Annotated in this window: 15 protein-coding genes; 10 read left to right on the plus strand and 5 right to left on the minus strand. The window is 56.6% G+C overall.

Features of this window, described 5'->3' with window-relative positions:
- Positions 1–6: 6 nt before the first annotated feature.
- The 8 genes from fabG to IEW06_RS12090 all read left to right on the plus strand — a co-directional run bounded on the left by fabG (position 7) and on the right by IEW06_RS12090 (position 9,327).
- Entirely contained in the window at positions 7–756 is a 750-nt protein-coding gene (gene fabG / locus IEW06_RS12055; protein ID WP_187732742.1) for a 3-oxoacyl-[acyl-carrier-protein] reductase, read from the plus strand.
- A gap of 345 nt (positions 757–1,101) precedes the next feature.
- Positions 1,102–3,180 (plus strand): VWA domain-containing protein, encoded by a 2,079-nt coding sequence (locus IEW06_RS12060; RefSeq protein WP_229743114.1) that lies wholly within the window; start codon positions 1,102–1,104, stop codon positions 3,178–3,180.
- 123 nt (positions 3,181–3,303) lie between these two features.
- Positions 3,304–3,783 carry a hypothetical protein gene (locus tag IEW06_RS12065; RefSeq protein WP_187732743.1) on the plus strand — a complete coding sequence of 160 codons (480 nt, stop codon included), beginning with the start codon at positions 3,304–3,306 and terminating at the stop codon, positions 3,781–3,783.
- 143 nt (positions 3,784–3,926) lie between these two features.
- Positions 3,927–4,709 carry a pseudouridine synthase gene (locus tag IEW06_RS12070; protein ID WP_223284669.1) on the plus strand — a complete coding sequence of 261 codons (783 nt, stop codon included), beginning with the start codon at positions 3,927–3,929 and terminating at the stop codon, positions 4,707–4,709.
- On the plus strand, positions 4,706–4,927 hold the full coding sequence (locus IEW06_RS12075; RefSeq protein WP_187732744.1) for a hypothetical protein: 222 nt from the start codon (positions 4,706–4,708) through the stop codon (positions 4,925–4,927). Before IEW06_RS12070 ends, IEW06_RS12075 begins: the two co-directional genes overlap by 4 nt.
- Positions 4,921–5,637, plus strand: coding sequence for an alpha/beta hydrolase (locus tag IEW06_RS12080; RefSeq protein WP_187732745.1), 717 nt, complete (start codon positions 4,921–4,923; stop codon positions 5,635–5,637). The genes IEW06_RS12075 and IEW06_RS12080 overlap by 7 nt, the downstream gene beginning before the upstream one ends.
- Positions 5,638–6,035: 398 nt before the next feature.
- Positions 6,036–7,976, plus strand: coding sequence for a molecular chaperone DnaK (gene dnaK / locus IEW06_RS12085; RefSeq protein ID WP_187732746.1), 1,941 nt, complete (start codon positions 6,036–6,038; stop codon positions 7,974–7,976).
- 205 nt (positions 7,977–8,181) lie between these two features.
- Positions 8,182–9,327 (plus strand): FAD-dependent monooxygenase, encoded by a 1,146-nt coding sequence (locus tag IEW06_RS12090; RefSeq protein ID WP_187732747.1) that lies wholly within the window; start codon positions 8,182–8,184, stop codon positions 9,325–9,327.
- Here the strand turns inward: IEW06_RS12090 and IEW06_RS12095 are convergent.
- Both IEW06_RS12095 and purE read right to left on the minus strand, forming a co-directional pair.
- Entirely contained in the window at positions 9,324–10,484 is a 1,161-nt protein-coding gene (locus tag IEW06_RS12095; RefSeq protein WP_187732748.1) for an endonuclease/exonuclease/phosphatase family protein, read from the minus strand. The two genes, IEW06_RS12090 and IEW06_RS12095, sit on opposite strands and share 4 nt — an antisense overlap.
- 79 nt (positions 10,485–10,563) lie before the next feature.
- Positions 10,564–11,127 (minus strand): 5-(carboxyamino)imidazole ribonucleotide mutase, encoded by a 564-nt coding sequence (gene purE, locus IEW06_RS12100; RefSeq protein ID WP_187732749.1) that lies wholly within the window; start codon positions 11,125–11,127, stop codon positions 10,564–10,566.
- Between the two features lie 155 nt (positions 11,128–11,282).
- On the opposite strand from purE, the gene IEW06_RS12105 reads away from it, so the two are divergent.
- Both IEW06_RS12105 and hemE read left to right on the plus strand, forming a co-directional pair.
- Entirely contained in the window at positions 11,283–11,900 is a 618-nt protein-coding gene (locus IEW06_RS12105) for a MarC family protein (protein WP_188548339.1), read from the plus strand.
- Positions 11,901–12,064: 164 nt separating this feature from the next.
- Positions 12,065–13,111, plus strand: coding sequence for a uroporphyrinogen decarboxylase (gene hemE, locus IEW06_RS12110; RefSeq protein WP_187732750.1), 1,047 nt, complete (start codon positions 12,065–12,067; stop codon positions 13,109–13,111).
- 64 nt (positions 13,112–13,175) lie between these two features.
- Here hemE and IEW06_RS12115 read toward each other — a convergent pair whose 3' ends face one another.
- The 3 genes from IEW06_RS12115 to IEW06_RS12125 form a co-directional block, all read right to left on the minus strand.
- Positions 13,176–14,261 carry a bifunctional heptose 7-phosphate kinase/heptose 1-phosphate adenyltransferase gene (locus IEW06_RS12115; RefSeq protein WP_308422012.1) on the minus strand — a complete coding sequence of 362 codons (1,086 nt, stop codon included), beginning with the start codon at positions 14,259–14,261 and terminating at the stop codon, positions 13,176–13,178.
- A gap of 221 nt (positions 14,262–14,482) precedes the next feature.
- Positions 14,483–15,703, minus strand: a complete 1,221-nt coding sequence (locus IEW06_RS12120) for a pyridoxal phosphate-dependent aminotransferase (RefSeq protein ID WP_187732752.1) — start codon at positions 15,701–15,703, stop codon at positions 14,483–14,485.
- A 92-nt stretch (positions 15,704–15,795) separates the two neighbouring features.
- Positions 15,796–17,766, minus strand: a complete 1,971-nt coding sequence (locus tag IEW06_RS12125; RefSeq protein ID WP_188548340.1) for a glycosyltransferase family 2 protein — start codon at positions 17,764–17,766, stop codon at positions 15,796–15,798.
- Positions 17,767–17,924: the final 158 nt, after the last annotated feature.

Here is a 17,924-nt window from a genome sequence, read left to right on the forward strand (position 1 = left end):
GCCCACATGACAAAACTGCTCGACGGAAAAACCGCCCTCATCACTGGCGCCTCCAAAGGAATCGGCCGCGCTATTGCTACCCATTTCGCCCAACTTGGCGCCAATATCGCCTTCACTTACCTTTCCAGTGTGGAGAAAGGCCAACAGCTCGAACAGGAGCTTGCCGCCCACGGCACCAAAATCAAAGGCTTCCGCTCCGACGCCTCCGTGTATGCCGATGCTGAGAAGCTGGTCGATGATGTGATGACGGAATTTGGCCGCCTGGATATTCTGGTCAATAATGCTGGTATCACGCAGGATGGTTTGCTCATGCGCATGAGCGAACAGAACTGGGACCAGGTGCTGGCCGTCAACCTCAAATCGGTGTTCAACCTGACCAAAGCCGCCATCAAGCCCATGATGCGCGCCAAAGCCGGCAGTATCATAAATATGACATCCGTAGTAGGTATTAAAGGCAATGCGGGCCAGGCCAATTACGCAGCATCCAAGTCGGGTATTATTGGCTTCACCAAATCCGTGGCGCTGGAACTGGGCTCGCGCAATATTCGCTGCAACGCCATTGCCCCCGGCTTCATCGAAACCGAAATGACCGACGCCCTCGACCCCAAGCAAGTGGACGAGTGGCGCAAAGCCATTCCGCTCAAGCGAGGCGGCACCCCCGAAGATGTGGCCAAAGCCACCGCCTTCCTGGCTTCCGATGACAGCAGCTATATCACCGGTCAAGTGCTTCAGGTTGATGGCGGTATGCTGACCTAAACGTTAAGCTCACAAGCTAGCTTTAGTTTAAATAACCGTCATGCCGAGGCGGAGCCGAAGCATCTCGCGTGCTGATGTTGGGTTATTAATCCAGCTAAACACGCGAGATGCTTCGGCTCCGCCTCGGCATGACGGTTTTTAGTTATCATAGCTAATCTTACTGCTTCTGTGAGTAGCGATTAATAAGTCAGCTATCTTCTCCCCTCTTTTAGCAATTCAACATCCCTACTCTTCAACTCCCTAACTTCGCCACCAATCCCAGCATTTTCGGAGCCTTGTCTAAGGCACGCAACTCTATAGCCTATTTCGGGGTTTTTGGTACTCACACTCGCTGCTATTCTTTCTTTGGTTTCTGTCGCTGCTTCTCCCTGGTTGATTTTGTTGTGCCTGGCCGTGGGCGCGGGCTACGCGGCCCTGCTCTACTCGGCTAAAGCGCCCTGGAGCAAGGCCCTGAACTATGGGCTGGCCGCGTTGCGCTTCGTGGTCGTGAGCTTTCTGTGCTTTCTGCTGCTCTCGCCCTTCGTCAAAACGACCACGACCACGACTGAAGCGCCCACCATTATCTTGGCCGTCGATAACTCTCAGTCGGTGGGGCTTTTTACGCCGGCGGCGGTGCTGCGCCAAGCTACTACTGGCTTGCAGCAATTGGCTACTACATTGCAAGAAAAGGGGTTTCGGGTCGAGACGCAGATTTTGCCCCCCAGCCCGGCCCGTGCTGTCCGGCCCGATTCGGTGCGGTTTCAGGCACCTGCCACCGACCTGGACGGCTTGCTGACCAACGTGCGTGAGGGCTACGAAGGCCGCAATCTGGCCGGTGTGGTGCTCGTGTCGGATGGACTGGTGAACCAGGGCCGCTCGCCAGTATATTCCGAATTCAACTTCCCGATTTACAGCGTGGCCGTGGGCGACACGGTTCCTAAGCGCGACCTGAGTGTGCCCACGCTGAACTACAACCGGGTGGCTTTCAGCGGCAACCGCTTCCCGATTGAGGCCGAAATCGGATACGAAGGTTTTGGCGGCGGCACAGCTACGGTGCAGCTGCGCGAAAATGGCCGGGTGCTGCAAACCAAGCAGGTGAATTTGCCCCCCGGTCGGCGCCGGCAGAAAGCCACCTTCCTGCTGACTGCTCCGGCTCCCGGTAAGCGTCGCTACGAAGTTGCTATTCAGCCTCAATCCGGCGAATTTACGCCCCTCAATAACAGCCGCAACGCCTACATCGAAGTAGTGAAGGGCAAGCTGAAAGTGCTGCTGGCAGGCGCTGCGCCCCACCCGGATATCAAGGCGCTGCGGGGGGCAATTCTGCAGAATGACAACTTCGACCTGACCATTTATCTGCCTGGCATTGCGCCTCTCAAAGCCCAGGATTATGATGTGGCCATTTTGCACCAATTGCCGGCCCGCACGGGCGAAGGCGCCGACGTACTGGCCCAGGTGCGAAATCGTCGCATTCCGGCGCTCTTTATCATTGGCGCGCAGTCCGATTTGAATGCCTACAATAACCTTGGTGCCGGCCTTACCGTCGCGCCGCGCGGGCAGCAGACGGATGAGGTGACACCCGTGTTGAATGCGTCATTTTCGCGGTTTTCGTTTGAAGAAGATGCCTTGCGACGCTTCGCGGCGTATCCGCCCGCGCCGGTGCCGTTTGGCGAGTATCGTTTGGGCGGCGGGGCCGAAGTAGCGCTGTATCAGCAGGTAGGGCGGCTGAAAACGCAGAAACCACTGCTGGTGTTTGGGGGCTCGCCCGAGCAGCGCCGCGCTACCCTGCTCACCGACGGCGGCTGGCAATGGCGCCTGCAGGAAGCCGCCGACCACGCCGACCGCCCCGACGCTTACGACCGCCTTATCACCCGCACACTTCAGCTGCTGACGGCCAACGCCAACAAGAAGCGCCTCGACGTGTATCCCACCCAGGATGCCTTCACCACAGCCGACGAAATCACATTTGGGGCCGAAACCTACAACGCCATTTTCGAGCGCATCTACGGCCAGCAAATAGAGCTGACGCTCACCGACGAGCAGCAGCGCACCCGCAACTACTCCTTCACGAATAGCGAGGACGGCGCGCCGTTGCGCCTCGGCACCTTGCCCGGCGGCGTGTACCGCTACGTGGCCCGCGCCACGCTTGGGGGGCAAAATCAGCAGGATCGGGGCGAGCTACTGGTGCAGGAGCAGCAGCTGGAAGCCCTCAACGCCCGCGCCGACCACAACTTACTCTACCAACTCGCCCGTCGCAGCGGCTCGCGTCTGTACTATCCGCAGCAGTTCGACCAGCTCAGCCAAGATATTCAGAAAGCCAACTACAAGCCCGTGATTTACAGCCAGGAAAGCATCAAGGACCTGATAAATCTGAAGTGGCTGTTTTTCCTGTTGATGGCGCTGGTAACGGCTGAATGGGCGGCGCGCAAGTATTCGGGGGGCATTTAATCGATCTGAAACTCCATTATTGGACCATAAACACTTCGTTTAACATGTCCATACCAGGAACGGTCGGATGCGAATAAGCGTCTCTATGGCTAGCTACAATATCTCCCCTACTTTGCTTACCCTATGAAATCCGCCCTTTTCTACACCTTCGCGCTAATTGCCTTACTGACCAGCTGCGAGCAGGCGCCCGCCGAACACGCGCAGGCCGCCGTTTCGGAATACGTGCAGCAGGGCATGAGCAAAACGGGCAACTACCGCTCCGAAACCTTTTACATTCAACCCTTTACCCGCCAGGACTCAATTGCCTATGTGGTGAAAGTGAATCAGCGCAACGAGGCCGCTGTTACGGCCGTGGCTAACAACGCGCAGGCCCCAACGGCGGACTTTACTCGTCGGGCTCAGGAGCGGCAGCAGTTGCTGGCGCGGCAGGCCGACACGTCGCGCATCGGTCTTTTCGTGCGCCATGTGTACCGCAGCGAAGACGGCGACGGAACCACACATCGTGACAGTGTAGATGCCGTGGTGTACCCGCCGCGCGACGTTGTGGTGCTGTTCAGTGGTCAGGTGGCGCTACAGCCAGCCAATCGCATAAAGGCCGAATAAAAGCCCCCCAGCCGCCTACTTTCTCCTTTTAGCTGAGTTCTAGCGCTAAAGCGGCTGCTTCTGCCGACCTTTGCTTTTTCGCTGCCTTTTGCGAAACTTGATTGAGGGCAGGGAAATCAAATCTGCTTTTACCTTTCCGCCTCATGCGCTACGTCCTGCTCAACAAACCTTTCGAAGTTCTTACCCAATTCACGGACGAAAACGGCCGCGCCACTCTTAAGGACTTCGTACCCATCCCTAAGATTTACCCCGTTGGTCGGCTGGATTTTGACAGCGAAGGTCTCGTGTTACTCACCGACGACAAGCCCCTGCAGCATCGCCTGTCGGAGCCGCGCTTTAAGGTGCCGAAAACATACTGGGTGCAGGTAGAAGGCGTACCCACGGAAGAAGCAATAGCTACTTTGCGGCGGGGCGTTGACATCAAAACCAGCTTCACGGCACCGGCCGAAGTAGAACTGCTGCCCGAGCCACCGGCTATCTGGGAGCGCGCTAAGCCTATCCGCTTCCGGGCGAATATTCCTACATCCTGGCTGCAAATCACGATTTCGCAGGGCATTAACCGGCAGGTACGCAAGATGACGGCCGCTGTAGGGTTTCCTACGCTACGCCTCGTTCGGGTGAAAATTGCTCATTTGGAAGTAGAAAATTTGGCCCCCGGACAATGGCGCGAGCTAACTGCCCCGGAAGCAGCCAAATTGAAAGCGGCTTTTTCGGCTACCAAAATGCCCGCTGAGCGTCAGGTGCAGTCGAAAGAGGCGAAAAGCAAAACCGCTTCCGGCCTTGCCGCACCCGGCCCTGGTGCGCCGGCCCGCAAAACCTTCAAGCCGGCTTCCTCTAGTTTTAAGCGCCCCGCCGGCTCAGATCAAGGCCCGAAAGGCTCCGGCGACCGACCAAAGCGCGGCCCCAAAACTTCCCGCCCCCGATGAAACGCCGCTGGCTGACCGCGGGTGCGTTGGCCTTCGTACTGGTCAACGCGGTAGCCTTCTTTCATGCCTGGCGCTTCACCCATTTCTCCGACGAAACCGGCGCCAAGCAGGCTAGTCCGGAGCAGCTTTCCGCTTTGCAGAAGGCGGCTTTGTTGCTCACGGGCGTTCAGAACCCCAAGCCGGTTAATCAGGCCACGCCAACCAAACGGTTGTGCTGAACAGCCCCAATGGGCGGCTGGAAGCCTGGTTTGGCCCCGTGTCCGATGCGCTGGGCCAAGTGGCGCTGTTTCACGGCTATACCGGCGACAAGTCGAAGCTCCTGACGGAGGCGGAGTTTTTCCGGAATCAGGGTTTTTCGGTTTTGCTGCTCGACTTTGCTGGCAATGGCGGCTCCGAAGGCGTGCAGACCACCGTGGGCTACCGCGAAGCCGACGACGTAGCCGCCGCTTTCGCGTTTTTGAAAGCGCAGCAGCCAGCGGCACCGCTCTTTGTGTATGGGGTTTCGATGGGCGCGGTGGCAATTCTAAGGGCGGAGAGCGAACTGGGCGTGCGGCCGACGGCGGCTATCCTGGAATGCCCCTACGGCAGCATGCTCCAGACTGCCAAAAACCGCTTTCATGCCCTGCAAGTGCCGGCTTTTCCGCTCGCTAACCTGCTGGTATTCTGGGGCGGCGTGCAAAACGGCTTCTGGGCTTTCGACCTCGATGCCCGCGCTTACGCCCGCCGCATTCAAACGCCCACGCTCCTACTCTACGGCCTCACCGACCCGCGCGTAACGCGTGAGGAAACAGACGCCATCTACGCCGCCCTCAGTGGCCCGAAGCAGCGCCGCTACTTTGCAGGCGTAGGCCACGAGCCTTATCACAGTAAGCACCAAGTAGCTTGGCGCAGCACTATTCAACGGTTTTTGCAGCGCAACATGCTGTAAAAAAGCCCCCCAGCCGCTTTCTCTGTTCTGAAGTAATGCAACCAGAACGTCATGCAGAACGCCGTGAAACATCTCGCCAGCGGTAGTCAGGATTATTAACTTTACATCAGCACGCGAGATGCTTCACGGCGTTCTGCATGACAAGCGATACTATAGGGGCGAGGCTCAGCTTTAATTCAAAACTACTCTAGCAATTCATCTACCTGACAGGTGCCGACAACTCTATGCTTACCACAAAGCCAGAGCGGCGGGAAATGGCTGGTTGAGGTATTCAAAAATGACAATGTGTCACGGAAATGGGCTGATTCAGCGGCTGGTACGCTGCTTGTCATTCACCCCACGCGAGCAAATCGCACGATACACTCTGACATTTCCACTTACTTAACTATACCATTCAGATGGGCAAAATAATTGGTATTGACCTCGGCACCACGAACTCCTGTGTGGCCGTTATGGAAGGCAACGAGCCGGTGGTTATTCCGAATAGCGAAGGCCGCCGTACGACGCCATCCATTGTAGCGTTTCTGGACGGGGGCAAAGGCGAGCGTAAAGTTGGTGACCCGGCTAAGCGTCAGGCCATTACCAACCCGCAGAATACGATTCAGTCGATTAAGCGCTTTATGGGCCGTGGCTTCGGCGAAGTAACTGAGGAATCGAAAATGGTTTCTTATGCTTTGGAGCGTGGCTCTAATAGCACAGTGGCTGTAAAAATTGGCGACCGGCAGTACACGCCGCAGGAGATTTCAGCAATGGTGCTTCAGAAAATGAAGCAGACTGCTGAAGACTATCTGGGCCAGACTGTTACGGAAGCCGTTATTACGGTTCCGGCTTACTTCAACGATGCTCAGCGTCAGGCTACGAAAGAAGCTGGTGCTATTGCTGGCCTTGATGTAAAGCGTATTATCAACGAGCCTACGGCAGCTGCGCTGGCTTACGGCCTCGATAAGAAGCACAAAGACCAAAAAATCGCGGTGTATGACCTCGGCGGTGGTACGTTCGATATTTCTATTCTGGAGCTTGGCGACGGGGTATTTGAAGTACTAAGCACCAACGGCGACACGCACTTAGGTGGTGACGACTTCGACCAGGTTATCATTAACTTCCTCGCCGACCAGTTCAAGAGCGACAACGAAGGCCTCGACCTGCGCCAGGATCCAATGGCTCTGCAGCGCTTGAAAGAAGCCGCTGAAAAAGCCAAAGTGGAGCTTTCCAGCTCGACTGAGACTGAAATTAACTTGCCTTATGTAACGGCTACCGCTTCGGGTCCAAAGCACTTGGTGGTAAAACTGAGCCGCGCTAAGTTCGAGCAGCTTGCCGACAACTTAGTGAAGCGCTCGATGGAGCCTTGCAAAAAAGCCCTCCAGGATGCTGGCTTGAGCACTTCGGATATCGATGAAGTAATCTTGGTAGGTGGCTCGACTCGTATTCCACGCATTCAGGAAGAAGTAGAGAAGTTCTTTGGCAAAAAGCCTTCGAAAGGTGTAAACCCCGATGAAGTAGTAGCCATCGGTGCTGCTATCCAAGGTGGTGTATTGACCGGTGAAGTAAAAGACGTGCTTCTGCTCGACGTGACCCCGCTTTCGCTGGGCATTGAGACCATGGGCGGCGTAATGACCAAGCTCATCGAGTCGAACACCACGATTCCGACCAAGAAATCGGAGACGTTCTCGACTGCTTCTGACAACCAGCCTTCCGTGGAGATTCACGTGCTGCAAGGCGAGCGCCCATTGGCTTCGCAGAACCGCACCATCGGTCGTTTCCACCTCGACAGCATTCCGCCAGCACCCCGTGGCGTACCGCAGATCGAAGTAACATTCGACATTGATGCCAACGGTATCCTGCACGTATCGGCCAAGGACAAAGGCACTGGTAAAGAGCAGAAAATCCGCATCGAAGCCAGCAGCGGCCTGACCGACGCCGATATCGAGCGGATGCGCAACGAGGCGAAAGCCAACGAAGAAAGCGACAAGCAGGAGAAAGAGCGTATTGAGAAGGTGAACGCTGCCGACTCGATGATCTTCCAGACTGAGAAGCAGCTTTCGGAGTATGGCGATAAGCTGAGTGGCGGCAACAAGACGGCCATCGAGAATGCGCTTGCTGACCTGAAGAAGGCGCACGAAAGCAAAGACCTCGGTGCTATCGAAGCCGCAATGACCGCTATCAATGCTGCATGGCAGGCTGCCTCGCAAGAGATGTATGCCGCTACGCAAGGTCAGGACCAGGGCCAGCCGCAAGGCTACCCCGGTGGCGAAGGCCAGCCAAACGGCAACGGCCAGCAAGGCCAGCCTGCTGATAACGTGACCGACGTTGACTACGAAGAAGTAGGCGGCAACAAGTAAGTTGCCGATGATAATAAAGCCCCCCAGCCGCTGGTTGGGGGGCTTTTTTGTTGTATAGTCTCACTGTGGAGACGCGATACTTCGCGTCTGATCGTTGCTGACCTTGTTTCGTTAGCGCATTTTTAGTTGTTCAACCATTAGACGCGAAGTATCGCGTCTCTACATCATTCACTTAAATTTCCGGAAATAACAGCGTCACTAACACATGAATTTCATCATCGCTGGGGCGGGAATTGGAGGATTGGCCACGGCTTTGGCATTGCGTCAGCAAAACCATGGAGTGCAGGTAGTAGAGGCGGCCACTGAGCTGCGCGAAATTGGGGCAGGCGTAGTGCTGGGCGCCAATGCTATGCAGGCGCTGGACCGCCTGGGCGTGCACGATGCCGTGCGGGCTGCCGGGTTTCCTATTACCCGCATCAGCCTGCTTGACCGCCACGGCCGCATACTCAACGATATTGACACCACGCCCTTCACCCGCCGCATCGGCTACGAAAACCTCGCCATTCACCGCGCCGACTTGCAGCGTATTCTGCTGGCAAATTTGCCCCCCGGCATCGTGCAGCTAGGCAAGTCGCTGGAACGGTTTGAGGAAAAAGACAACCACGTAACTACCTACTTCACCGATGGCAGCCACCTTAAAGGGCAGGCGTTGATTGGGGCAGACGGAATTCGCTCCCGCGTGCGTCAGCAACTGCTTCCCGCGAGTCGGGCGCGCTACGCGGGCTACACCTGCTGGCGCGGCGTAATCGAAGCTCAGTCGCTGGGGTTACCGGCGGGACGCTCCACCGAAACCTGGGGCGGCAACGGGCGCTTTGGCGTGGTACCGTTAGGCAATGGACAGGTCTATTGGTTTGCCTGCATTAATAGCGCGCAAGCTCAGAATCCGCACTATCGCGCCTTCCGGCTAACTGATTTGCAGCGCCATTTCGCCGATTACCACCCCCCTATTCCGGAGCTGCTGGCCCTTACCACGGACGAGCAGGTTATCTGGGGAGATATCATTGATTTGAAGCCGTTGAAGCGCTTTCACTTCGGTCGTGTGCTGCTGCTGGGTGATGCGGCCCACGCCACCACGCCCAATATGGGGCAGGGCGCAGGCCAGGCCGTAGAAGATGCAGCCGTATTGGCCAGCTGTTTGGCCCAGGCAAAAGGCATCGAATCCGCCTTTCAAGCCTTTGACCATCAACGGCGCCCACGCACAACCCGCATTGTAAATCAGTCGTGGCAGTTGGGGAAAGTGGCCCAAATGGAACAGCCGTGGCTGGTGAGCCTGCGCAACGCCGTCATGCGCCGCGTGCCGGCCTCGGTGAACAACCGGCAAATGGAGTTTCTGTACAAAACTGATATTTAAGTCGCTAGCTCTTTCTTTTGGCCTGCGGCTTCCTCTAATTCCTCTTCACGCTCCTCCTGGAAGCCCTCCTTTATCTTTTCAGCGGCCTCTTCGTGATCCTCTTCGTCAGCTTGCTCCGCATTCTCCTTCTGAATGTGCTTATCGTGCGGTTCGTAGCTGAGCTTGATGTAGATGGGAAAATGATCGGAGCCAACGTAGTTCAGGCGTTGAATATCGTCTACTTTGAAGTCAGGCGACACGAATACGTGGTCGAGGGGCCAGCGCAGAAGGGAATAATCGGCGTGGAAAGTAGGCAACAGACCGCGGCCCACGCGCGGGTCCATCAGGCCGCTGATGCGCCGAAACAGCTCAGACGTGTGTGACCATGCCACGTCGTTCATATCGCCAAAAACGACTGTAGGTTCGTCTTTCTTTTCTATTTCTTTGCCTACCAACAGCAATTCAGCATCGCGCTTGGTGCTGGTTTTGGCTTCCTGAGGCGCTGGTGGTTTGGGGTGCAGGCCATACAGCCGAATCCACGTTTTGCCGTCGGGAAGCTGCACGTGGGTGTGCAAGGAAGGCACGTCATCATCGAGCAGATACTTGACGTGACAGTCGCGGACGGGCAGCCGCGAGAAGAACAGCAGGCCGTAAGTGTTGTCGAGCGGCTCGTGGCAAGTATAAGGGTGCGTTTTCTCCAGCGGGCGCAGCTGCTCGAGCCACCATTTATCGGTTTCTACGGCCATAATAATATCCGGGTCAATGCGCTCAAGCTCGGCCAGGGCTTCTTTGCCTTGCTTATTGTACTGAAGCACGTTCATCACGGCCAGGCTGAGATGGCGCCCGTCGTCGGGCTGGGTACTATCGCCCACTTGCTTGCCAGCCAGCGGAGTGTAGGGCACGATACGAATCAGTTGGTACACCACGGCAACGGCTAGCGCTACCAACAGGCCTATGCCCCAATAGTCAGGCAATTTGTGCCATTCCAGTACCAATCCGGCGGCAAGGGTAAGCAGGGCCAGACCAACAATTTGCAGACGTGGAAAGTCAAAAACCCGAATCCACCAGGCCTCCTCGCGTAGCAAAGGAAGAAGTGTGGCCACGAGCGCCGCAACCGAGAGCAGCAGCACGAGGCCGTGCGCAAGCAAAATCCAAAGTGGCGCGTCGAGGTCAGGCATGGGGCAGAAAATGTTCGGAATTTAAAATTTAATTGGTGAAAGAAAAAGCCCCCCAGCCGCCGCTGGGGGGCTTTTTCAGCTATTCTTCATTGAAGCCGCCCTTCCGCAGCTCATCAATTGTGCGCATCACTTTATCCTTCAGTGAGGTACGGTATTTCTCCAGCGCATCTACCAGGCGGGCATTGGTCAGGCCCAGAATCTGCGTAGCCAAGATGGCAGCATTGGTAGCTCCGTCAATCGCAACGGTGGCCACGGGCACACCGGCCGGCATTTGCAGCATGGAAAGCACCGAATCGAGGCCGCGAATGGAAGTAGAAGAGTTGATGGGCACGCCGATAACGGGCAGCGTGGTGAAAGCGGCCACCATGCCGGGCAGGTGAGCCGCCCCGCCCCCACCGGCAATAAGCACGCGCAAGCCACGCTTGCGGGCCGATTCGGCATAATCAATCAGACGGTGCGGGGTGCGGTGAGCCGACACCAGGGTGAATTCATGGGGAATATTGAACTGCCGAAACAGCTCGGCGGCGGCCATCATTACTTTGATATCAGACTGACTGCCCATAATGATGCCCACAATAGGGTTATCACGGGTTTCTTCAACAGGGCTCGGGGTAGCGGGAGTAGCGGGTGCGTTTGGGCTCATAGAAACAAAAGGAAACGATACGAGCCTCTTACGGCTGTATGCGACTTGTACGCGGCATTACTTCCGCGGTTGGTTCGTCAAACATAGCACTTTCCCGCCTTGCACCTCTCCTGCCGCCTCGTACCTTTATTCGCCTTTACCATGCCCCGCGCTTCATGGAAATTCTGCTTGCCACGTTTACTACGCTGTTTTCGGTCGTCAATCCCTTCGGGGCCATGCCCGTTTTTCTGACCCTGACCGAAGAAGATTCGGCCCAGGAGCGTCGCCAAATTGGACTGCGGGCCTGCCTTTACATGATAGCCGTGCTGACCGTGTCGTTTTTTGCGGGCCAGTATGTGCTCAATTTTTTCGGCATCAATATTCACCATCTGCGCATTGCGGGGGGCATTTTGCTGATGCGTTCGGCCTTTGATCTGCTCACGCCCGGCGGCAACCGCGACCGGGTGTCGCCGGCCGCGCTGGAGGAGAGCATGCACAAGAACGACATTTCCTTTACACCGCTGGCCATGCCCATGCTTTCCGGCCCCGGCTCTATTGCGGTGTGTATCAGCTTATTCACGGAGCGCCTCAGCTACTTCGATATGGGCCTGATTTTCGTGGGCTTCGTGCTGGTAGCCCTGGCCGCTTATATTATTCTGATGTCGTCATTGCGGCTCACGCGCTTTCTGGGGCGACCCGGCATGGCCGCCTTGGCGCGGATTATGGGCTTTATTACGCTGGCCATTGGGGTCAACTTTATGGCTACGGCAATTAAGGCGCTGTTCCAGGAGTAGCTGAAACCAGCGGCTTTTGTTGGCTTCTGGGAAGCTGGTTGGCTAACAAGTTTGCGGGTTGTTGCAGCTATTGCCCTGGCTACGGCTGCATTCCTGCGTTGCTAACCGTACCTTTGCCTTCACGCCGCCTTCCGGCATAGCATCCGCTCAAATCAGCAAACCCTGTGATTAAAAACGACCTCTTACTTCGGGCCGCCCGCGGCGAACAAACCGAGCGTACGCCCGTGTGGCTGATGCGCCAGGCCGGCCGCATCTTGCCTGAATATCGTGCCCTGCGCGCCCGCCTCAGCGGCTTTAAGGAATTGGTTGAAACGCCCGAGCTGGCCGCCGAAGTCACGATCCAGCCCGTAGATGCCCTGGACGTAGACGCCGCCATCATTTTCTCCGACATCCTGGTAGTGCCCGACGCGATGGGCCTAACCTACGAGATGGTGGAAGCCCGCGGGCCCCTTTTCCCCGAGACCGTTCGCTCCGCCGCCGACATTCAGAAGTTGCGTATAGCTGATCCTGAGGAGCATTTGGGCTACGTGCTGGAAGCTATTCGGGTAACCAAACGGGCGCTGAATGGTCGGGTTCCGCTTATTGGCTTTGCCGGCGCCCCCTGGACTATTCTGGCTTATATGGTGGAGGGCCACGGCTCCAAAACCTTCTCCAAAGCCCGCCGCATGCTGTACGCCGAGCCCGCATTAGCGCACCAGCTACTGGAGAAAATCACCGCTACTACTATTGCCTACCTCCAGGCCCAGGTGCAGGCGGGCGCCAACCTCATTCAGGTATTCGACTCCTGGGCCGGAATTTTGCCCCCCAACCACTACCGCGAGTTCAGCACGCGCTACATTGCCCAAATCTGTGAGGCGCTACCCGATGTGCCCGTGACGGTGTTTGCCAAAGGCGCTTTTTTTGCGCTCGAAGACTTTGCCCAGCTCGATTGCCAGACCATCGGCCTCGACTGGAACCAGGACCCCCGCGCCGCCCGCGCCATCATCGGCGACAACTATACGCTGCAAGGCAACCTCGACCCTTGTGCGCTTTATGGCTCTCGCGAGCAGGTGCAGGCCGCTACCATCGAGATGCTTCGCCAGTTTGGTCCTCAGCGCCACATCGCCAACCTCGGCCACGGCGTGTACCCCGACACCGATCCGGCTAATGTGAAGGTGTTTATTCAAACCGTGAAGGAGTTCAGCGCTTTGGCCCGCGAGGGAACGATATAGTCTTCAAATTCATAAAAAAGCCCCCCAGACTATTATCTGGGGGGCTTTTTTATGAACCTATGCCTTAGTCACGTATTGAAACTGACCCTTCTTTCTGTACTATAACGCTCAATAAGCCTGCTTCCTGAGCTTCTTCCAGCAACCGGTCTTTCTCAATTGGCACCACGCCCACTTGCTCGCAAACCAACCCGCCACCCAGGTTGGCCAGAGCAGCCAACACTGGTGCCTCCAAGCCCAACGCCACGCATAAAGCAGCAATGCTGATAACGGTGTCGCCGGCGCCGGACACGTCGGAAATGGCGCGCAAGTGGGCAGGAATGTAGTTGCGGCCGGTGGCCGGAGCATCGCTGAACACGCCGCGATCGGAGAGAGTCACTAGAATGATGGCGGGCGTGAGCAACTCACGCAGACGCTGCACGGCGGCCTCAAACTGCGGACGGTCGGCGTCGGTATCATCAAAATCGAGCTTCAAGCCCTCACGCAGCTCTTTCAAATTTGGTTTGAAGAGCGTGCAGTGACGATAGGCTAAGAAGTTTTTACGCTTGGGATCAACAACAGTGGGGATGTTGCGCTGCCGGGCCTGCGCGATGAAATGCTGAATTAGGTTTTCATTGAGGACACCTTTGTCGTAGTCTTCGAACACGACCACGTCGGCTTGGGGCAACAGGGCTTCATAGCGCGCAATTAAATCGGCGGCTTCCGTGGCGTTCAGGTCCGTTTCTACCTCCGAATCAATGCGCAGCAGGTGCTGGCCGGCCGCCAGTATGCGCTGCTTTACGGTGGTTGGCCGGTGAGCGCTGCGCACAATGCCTTCCGCCGACAAGCTTTTATCTTCCAGCAAGCCCAGCAGTTGGTCGCCGCCAGCATCTTGGCCTACCACCGCGCACAGCAAAGGAGTCGCGCCCAGGGCCTGCACATTCAGCGCCACATTGGCGGCGCCGCCGAGGCGCTGCTCGGTGCGGCTTACATGCACGATGGGGACTGGTGCTTCGGGCGAAATACGGCCGGCTTTGCCCCAAACGTATGCATCCAGCATCACGTCGCCCACGATGAGGACCCTCAAATGGTTGAAAGCAGCAAATAATTCGGGCAGCGAGGTGGGCGGTACGGTGAGGGGCATTTTGACGACTTTCGACGAAGGAAGCCGCAAAGGTAGAAACTAGCCCGATGTAACGCAGTGCATCGACGCGGCCAATCGGTGCAGACGTTGCTTCAGGGATTCAACTTCTACTTCGCAAATCACCGAACAATTCGCTGGGGGGCTTTTTCACGAACGACCGCAACGAGACGCGAACAAAAGAGCAGCGCAACTAAATTCGGCGCTCCTCCATCATCCGGTTCAACGATTTCTCAAGCTGGAAACCTGCGGAGTTATTGCAGCTTTTCTAAACTGGCTTTGATGCGAATGAAGGCTTCGCGCAGCTTCTCATCGGCGGCAGCGGTGCTGAAGCGCATGCAGTTCGGCGCCCCAAACGCCTCACCCGAAACAGCAGCAACGTGCGCGTCATTCAGCAGAAACATAGCCAAGTCGGTAGCGTTTTCGATTGTCTCGCCCTGGGGGGCTTTTTTATCAAAATAGGCGCTCACATCCGGGAAAACGTAGAAAGCACCGGCCGGCGTTGGCGTCTGGAAGCCCGGAATTTCCTTAGCTAACTCCAATACCAGGTCGCGGCGGCGGTGGTAGGCGGTTACCATTTCATCGGCGGAGCTGCGGCCGCCTTCTAGGGCAGCCAGCGCAGCGCGTTGAGCAATAGAGCAGGTACCTGAGGTAATCTGGCTCTGCATTTTCTCACAGGCGCTGGCAATTTCTTTCCGCGCGGCCAAGTAGCCCACACGCCAGCCCGTCATGGCGTAGCCTTTGGAAAACCCGTTTACGGTAATTACCTGGTCTTTAATCTCATCAAACTCAGCTAGGCTCACGTGCTCGCCTTCGAAGTTGATGTACTCATAAATCTCGTCGGCCATGGCAAATACCTGCGGATGGCGCGCTAGTACGGCCGCAATGTCGGCTAGCTCTTCGCGCGAGAATACAGAGCCCGTGGGGTTGCAGGGCGACGAGTACATAATGAGCTTGGTGCGGGGCGTGATGGCCTCTTCTATTTGCGCAGCCGTGGCTTTGTAGTCGTTTTCCAACGAGCCCATCACACGCACCGACACTCCTTCGGCTAGGCGCACCATTTCCTCGTAGCTTACCCAGTACGGAGCTAGCACAATAACTTCCTCGCCGGGGTTCACCATGCTCATCACGGCATTAGCCAAGGCCTGCTTTGCGCCCGTACTCACCACAATGTTTTCGCACTGATACTCTAGTCGGTTTTCACGACGCAGCTTATCGGCAATGGCTTGGCGCAGTTCTACGTAGCCAGGCACGGGCGTATACTTGGTATATCCCTCGTCAAGAGCGCGCTTGGCGGCATCCTTGATGTACTGAGGCGTTTGAAAATCAGGCTCACCAAAGCTCAGGTTAATCACGTTGTGACCCTGAGCGGCTAGCTCACGCGATTTTTTGGCCATCGCAATGGTCTGCGACTCTTGCAGAGCGCTGATGCGATCAGAGAGAAAGGTAGTAGCAAGCGTAGCGGAAGCTGACATAGACTGACGGGCTTTGTAGATATACGAAAGTACGGATTCAAGTTGAACCGTTCTTCAAATGCTACACAACTCTGTTCGTTAGGTCGATACAGCTATTCCTGCCCCAGCCACCGAAAGCGTCGCACCAAGATATTAAGGTCAGTGGAGGGCGTATAATCTTTAGCGTAAAGCAACTCCAAGCGGCGGCGAGTAGCTTCAGGCAGCGGCGCCGCGGCAGTATCGGCAGAGTCAGCAGGAGAAAATACGGCGGGCGTGGTGCGGCGCGAGGCGTCGGCATGGCGCAGGCCCACCCAGGTGCGCTTACCCAATAGAACCCGCAAACAGTTGCGTAAGTAACCTGATTTTTCGCGGGTAAACCATACAAGCAATGGCGCCGCCAGCAGCAAACTCAGGCTCGTGAGTACATCCAGCAAGCGTTTGGTGCGGGCACGTTGGGGCTGAAACAGGTTAAGGGCAATATCGAGGGCGTAGTACTCGCCGGGCGCATCTTTTGAGGAGCTGCCGATGATATACTCACTGTCTTCGGGCAAAATCTTGTAGGCTACCGGCGGGTATTGGGGCAGCCGGATCATGAGGGAAATGATGCGGGTTGCCGACAAATCTTTGCCGCAGAAAATCAGCTCATCCAAGGCATGAATCCGAATAATTTCGTCTAGCTGATGCAGTTGGCCGAGTAAATAGCGGCTTGGTGGGGCAGTTGGGTCGGCTATGGGAGTCACGTGACCTACAATGCGCGCCTGTACTCCGGCCGTTTCAAGTAAGTGGCGCACACGTCGGCTTTCTTCCGCCGAACCCACAATGGCAATTTTTTTCTGGTGGCTTTGCATGAGGCGCAGATTGCGGTGCTGCACCACATGGCTAATCAGTCGCCGGCCAATGAGCGCCAGTATGCTCCAAATGCCCCCCAGCAAAATTAAAGCGTTGGAATAGCGGTACGATTCCAGAAAATTGGAGCCGGCCGAAATAAGCACCGTACCAATCACAATGCCCCTAATGATACGCCAGGCACTGAAAGGCTTATCGTAGCTGCCGCTGAGGTAGGCGCAGCCCAGCCACACAAGCACGTAAGCCGGCACTACCACTTGCATCAGCGGCGACGGATAATCGGCCGGCCCCTGCTTCTGATACTCTTCCCAGTAGTTTTTCAGCAAATACATGCCGCCATAGAGCAGGCTCGCATCCAACAGAACAGGTGCAACGCCCGCAAGCACACGGCGCCCCACGGCCATGCCCGCACGCAGCCAGATAGCCAGGTGAATGAGCAAGGAAAAAACGCCGGCCTGATTGGGAGCGAAGTGCTTGCGGGCAAACACAATCATGGCTCTATAAAACACGAACACGTAGTTGACGCTCGTGCGCTTGGTGCTTTCGCCTTTGTAGTGAATGATGCGGGTGCCGGGGAAATAATAGTTTTTCCAGCCGCCGCGCGTGAGCCGGTACGAGAGATCAATGTCCTCGCCGTACATAAAGTAGTCCTCATCGAGCAGGCCCACCGCATCCAGCGCCTTTTTGCGCAGCAGCATAAAGGCTCCGCTCAACACATCTACTTCGTGAGTTTGGTCTTTGTCGAGGTAGCCGAGGTGGTAGCGGCCGAAGGTGCGTGAACCGGGAAACAGGGCCGCTAGCCCAAAAACCTTGTAAAAAGCCACCCGCGGCGTGGGCAAGCCGCGCTTGCTCTCGGGCAAAAACTTCCCTTGGCCATCCAGCATCTTCACGCCCAGCCCGCCGCCCTCGGAGTGATTGTCCAGAAATTCGCAGCAGACGCGGAAGGTATCTTCTTCTACTACCGTGTCGGGGTTGAGCAGCAGGATGTACTCCCCCTGCGCTTGCCGGATAGCCTGGTTGTTGGCCTTGGCAAAACCAGGGTTATGCTTGTTTTCCAGCAGGATAACCTCCGGAAACCGCGCCCGTACCATGGCCACAGAGCCATCAACGGAGTTGTTATCGACCACAAAAACTTCGGCGGGAGCGTCCAGTTTCTCCAAGGCCCGCCGTACCGACAACAACGTCTGGCTCAGGAAATAGCTGACGTTGTAGTTGACGATGATAACGGAGAGCTTCACGGCGGGCGGCAGCGGGAGTAGGAGGGCCGGGGAAAGTTACGGACTAAACAGCATCCCCAGATTCATATTTCTCTTATCGAGGAAGCTGCACTGTGGAATTAGGCAAGAATTGCCCAAATAAAAAAGGCCTGCCGCGCGCGACAAGCCTTTCCAACTAA

The organism is Hymenobacter qilianensis (genome assembly GCF_014638675.1).
GTDB lineage: Bacteria > Bacteroidota > Bacteroidia > Cytophagales > Hymenobacteraceae > Hymenobacter > Hymenobacter qilianensis.

Bases quoted from the DNA above. Each gene is read 5' to 3' on its own strand.
- purE (WP_187732749.1), bottom strand. From the start codon at position 11,127: ATGAGCCCAAACGCACCCGCTACTCCCGCTACCCCGAGCCCTGTTGAA.
- IEW06_RS12070 (WP_223284669.1), top strand. From the start codon at position 3,927: ATGCGCTACGTCCTGCTCAACAAACCTTTCGAAGTTCTTACCCAATTC.
- IEW06_RS12120 (WP_187732752.1), bottom strand. From the start codon at position 15,703: ATGTCAGCTTCCGCTACGCTTGCTACTACCTTTCTCTCTGATCGCATC.
- IEW06_RS12095 (WP_187732748.1), bottom strand. From the start codon at position 10,484: ATGCCTGACCTCGACGCGCCACTTTGGATTTTGCTTGCGCACGGCCTC.
- IEW06_RS12075 (WP_187732744.1), top strand. From the start codon at position 4,706: ATGAAACGCCGCTGGCTGACCGCGGGTGCGTTGGCCTTCGTACTGGTC.
- IEW06_RS12065 (WP_187732743.1), top strand. From the start codon at position 3,304: ATGAAATCCGCCCTTTTCTACACCTTCGCGCTAATTGCCTTACTGACC.
- IEW06_RS12090 (WP_187732747.1), top strand. From the start codon at position 8,182: ATGAATTTCATCATCGCTGGGGCGGGAATTGGAGGATTGGCCACGGCT.
- fabG (WP_187732742.1), top strand. From the start codon at position 7: ATGACAAAACTGCTCGACGGAAAAACCGCCCTCATCACTGGCGCCTCC.
- dnaK (WP_187732746.1), top strand. From the start codon at position 6,036: ATGGGCAAAATAATTGGTATTGACCTCGGCACCACGAACTCCTGTGTG.
- IEW06_RS12105 (WP_188548339.1), top strand. From the start codon at position 11,283: ATGGAAATTCTGCTTGCCACGTTTACTACGCTGTTTTCGGTCGTCAAT.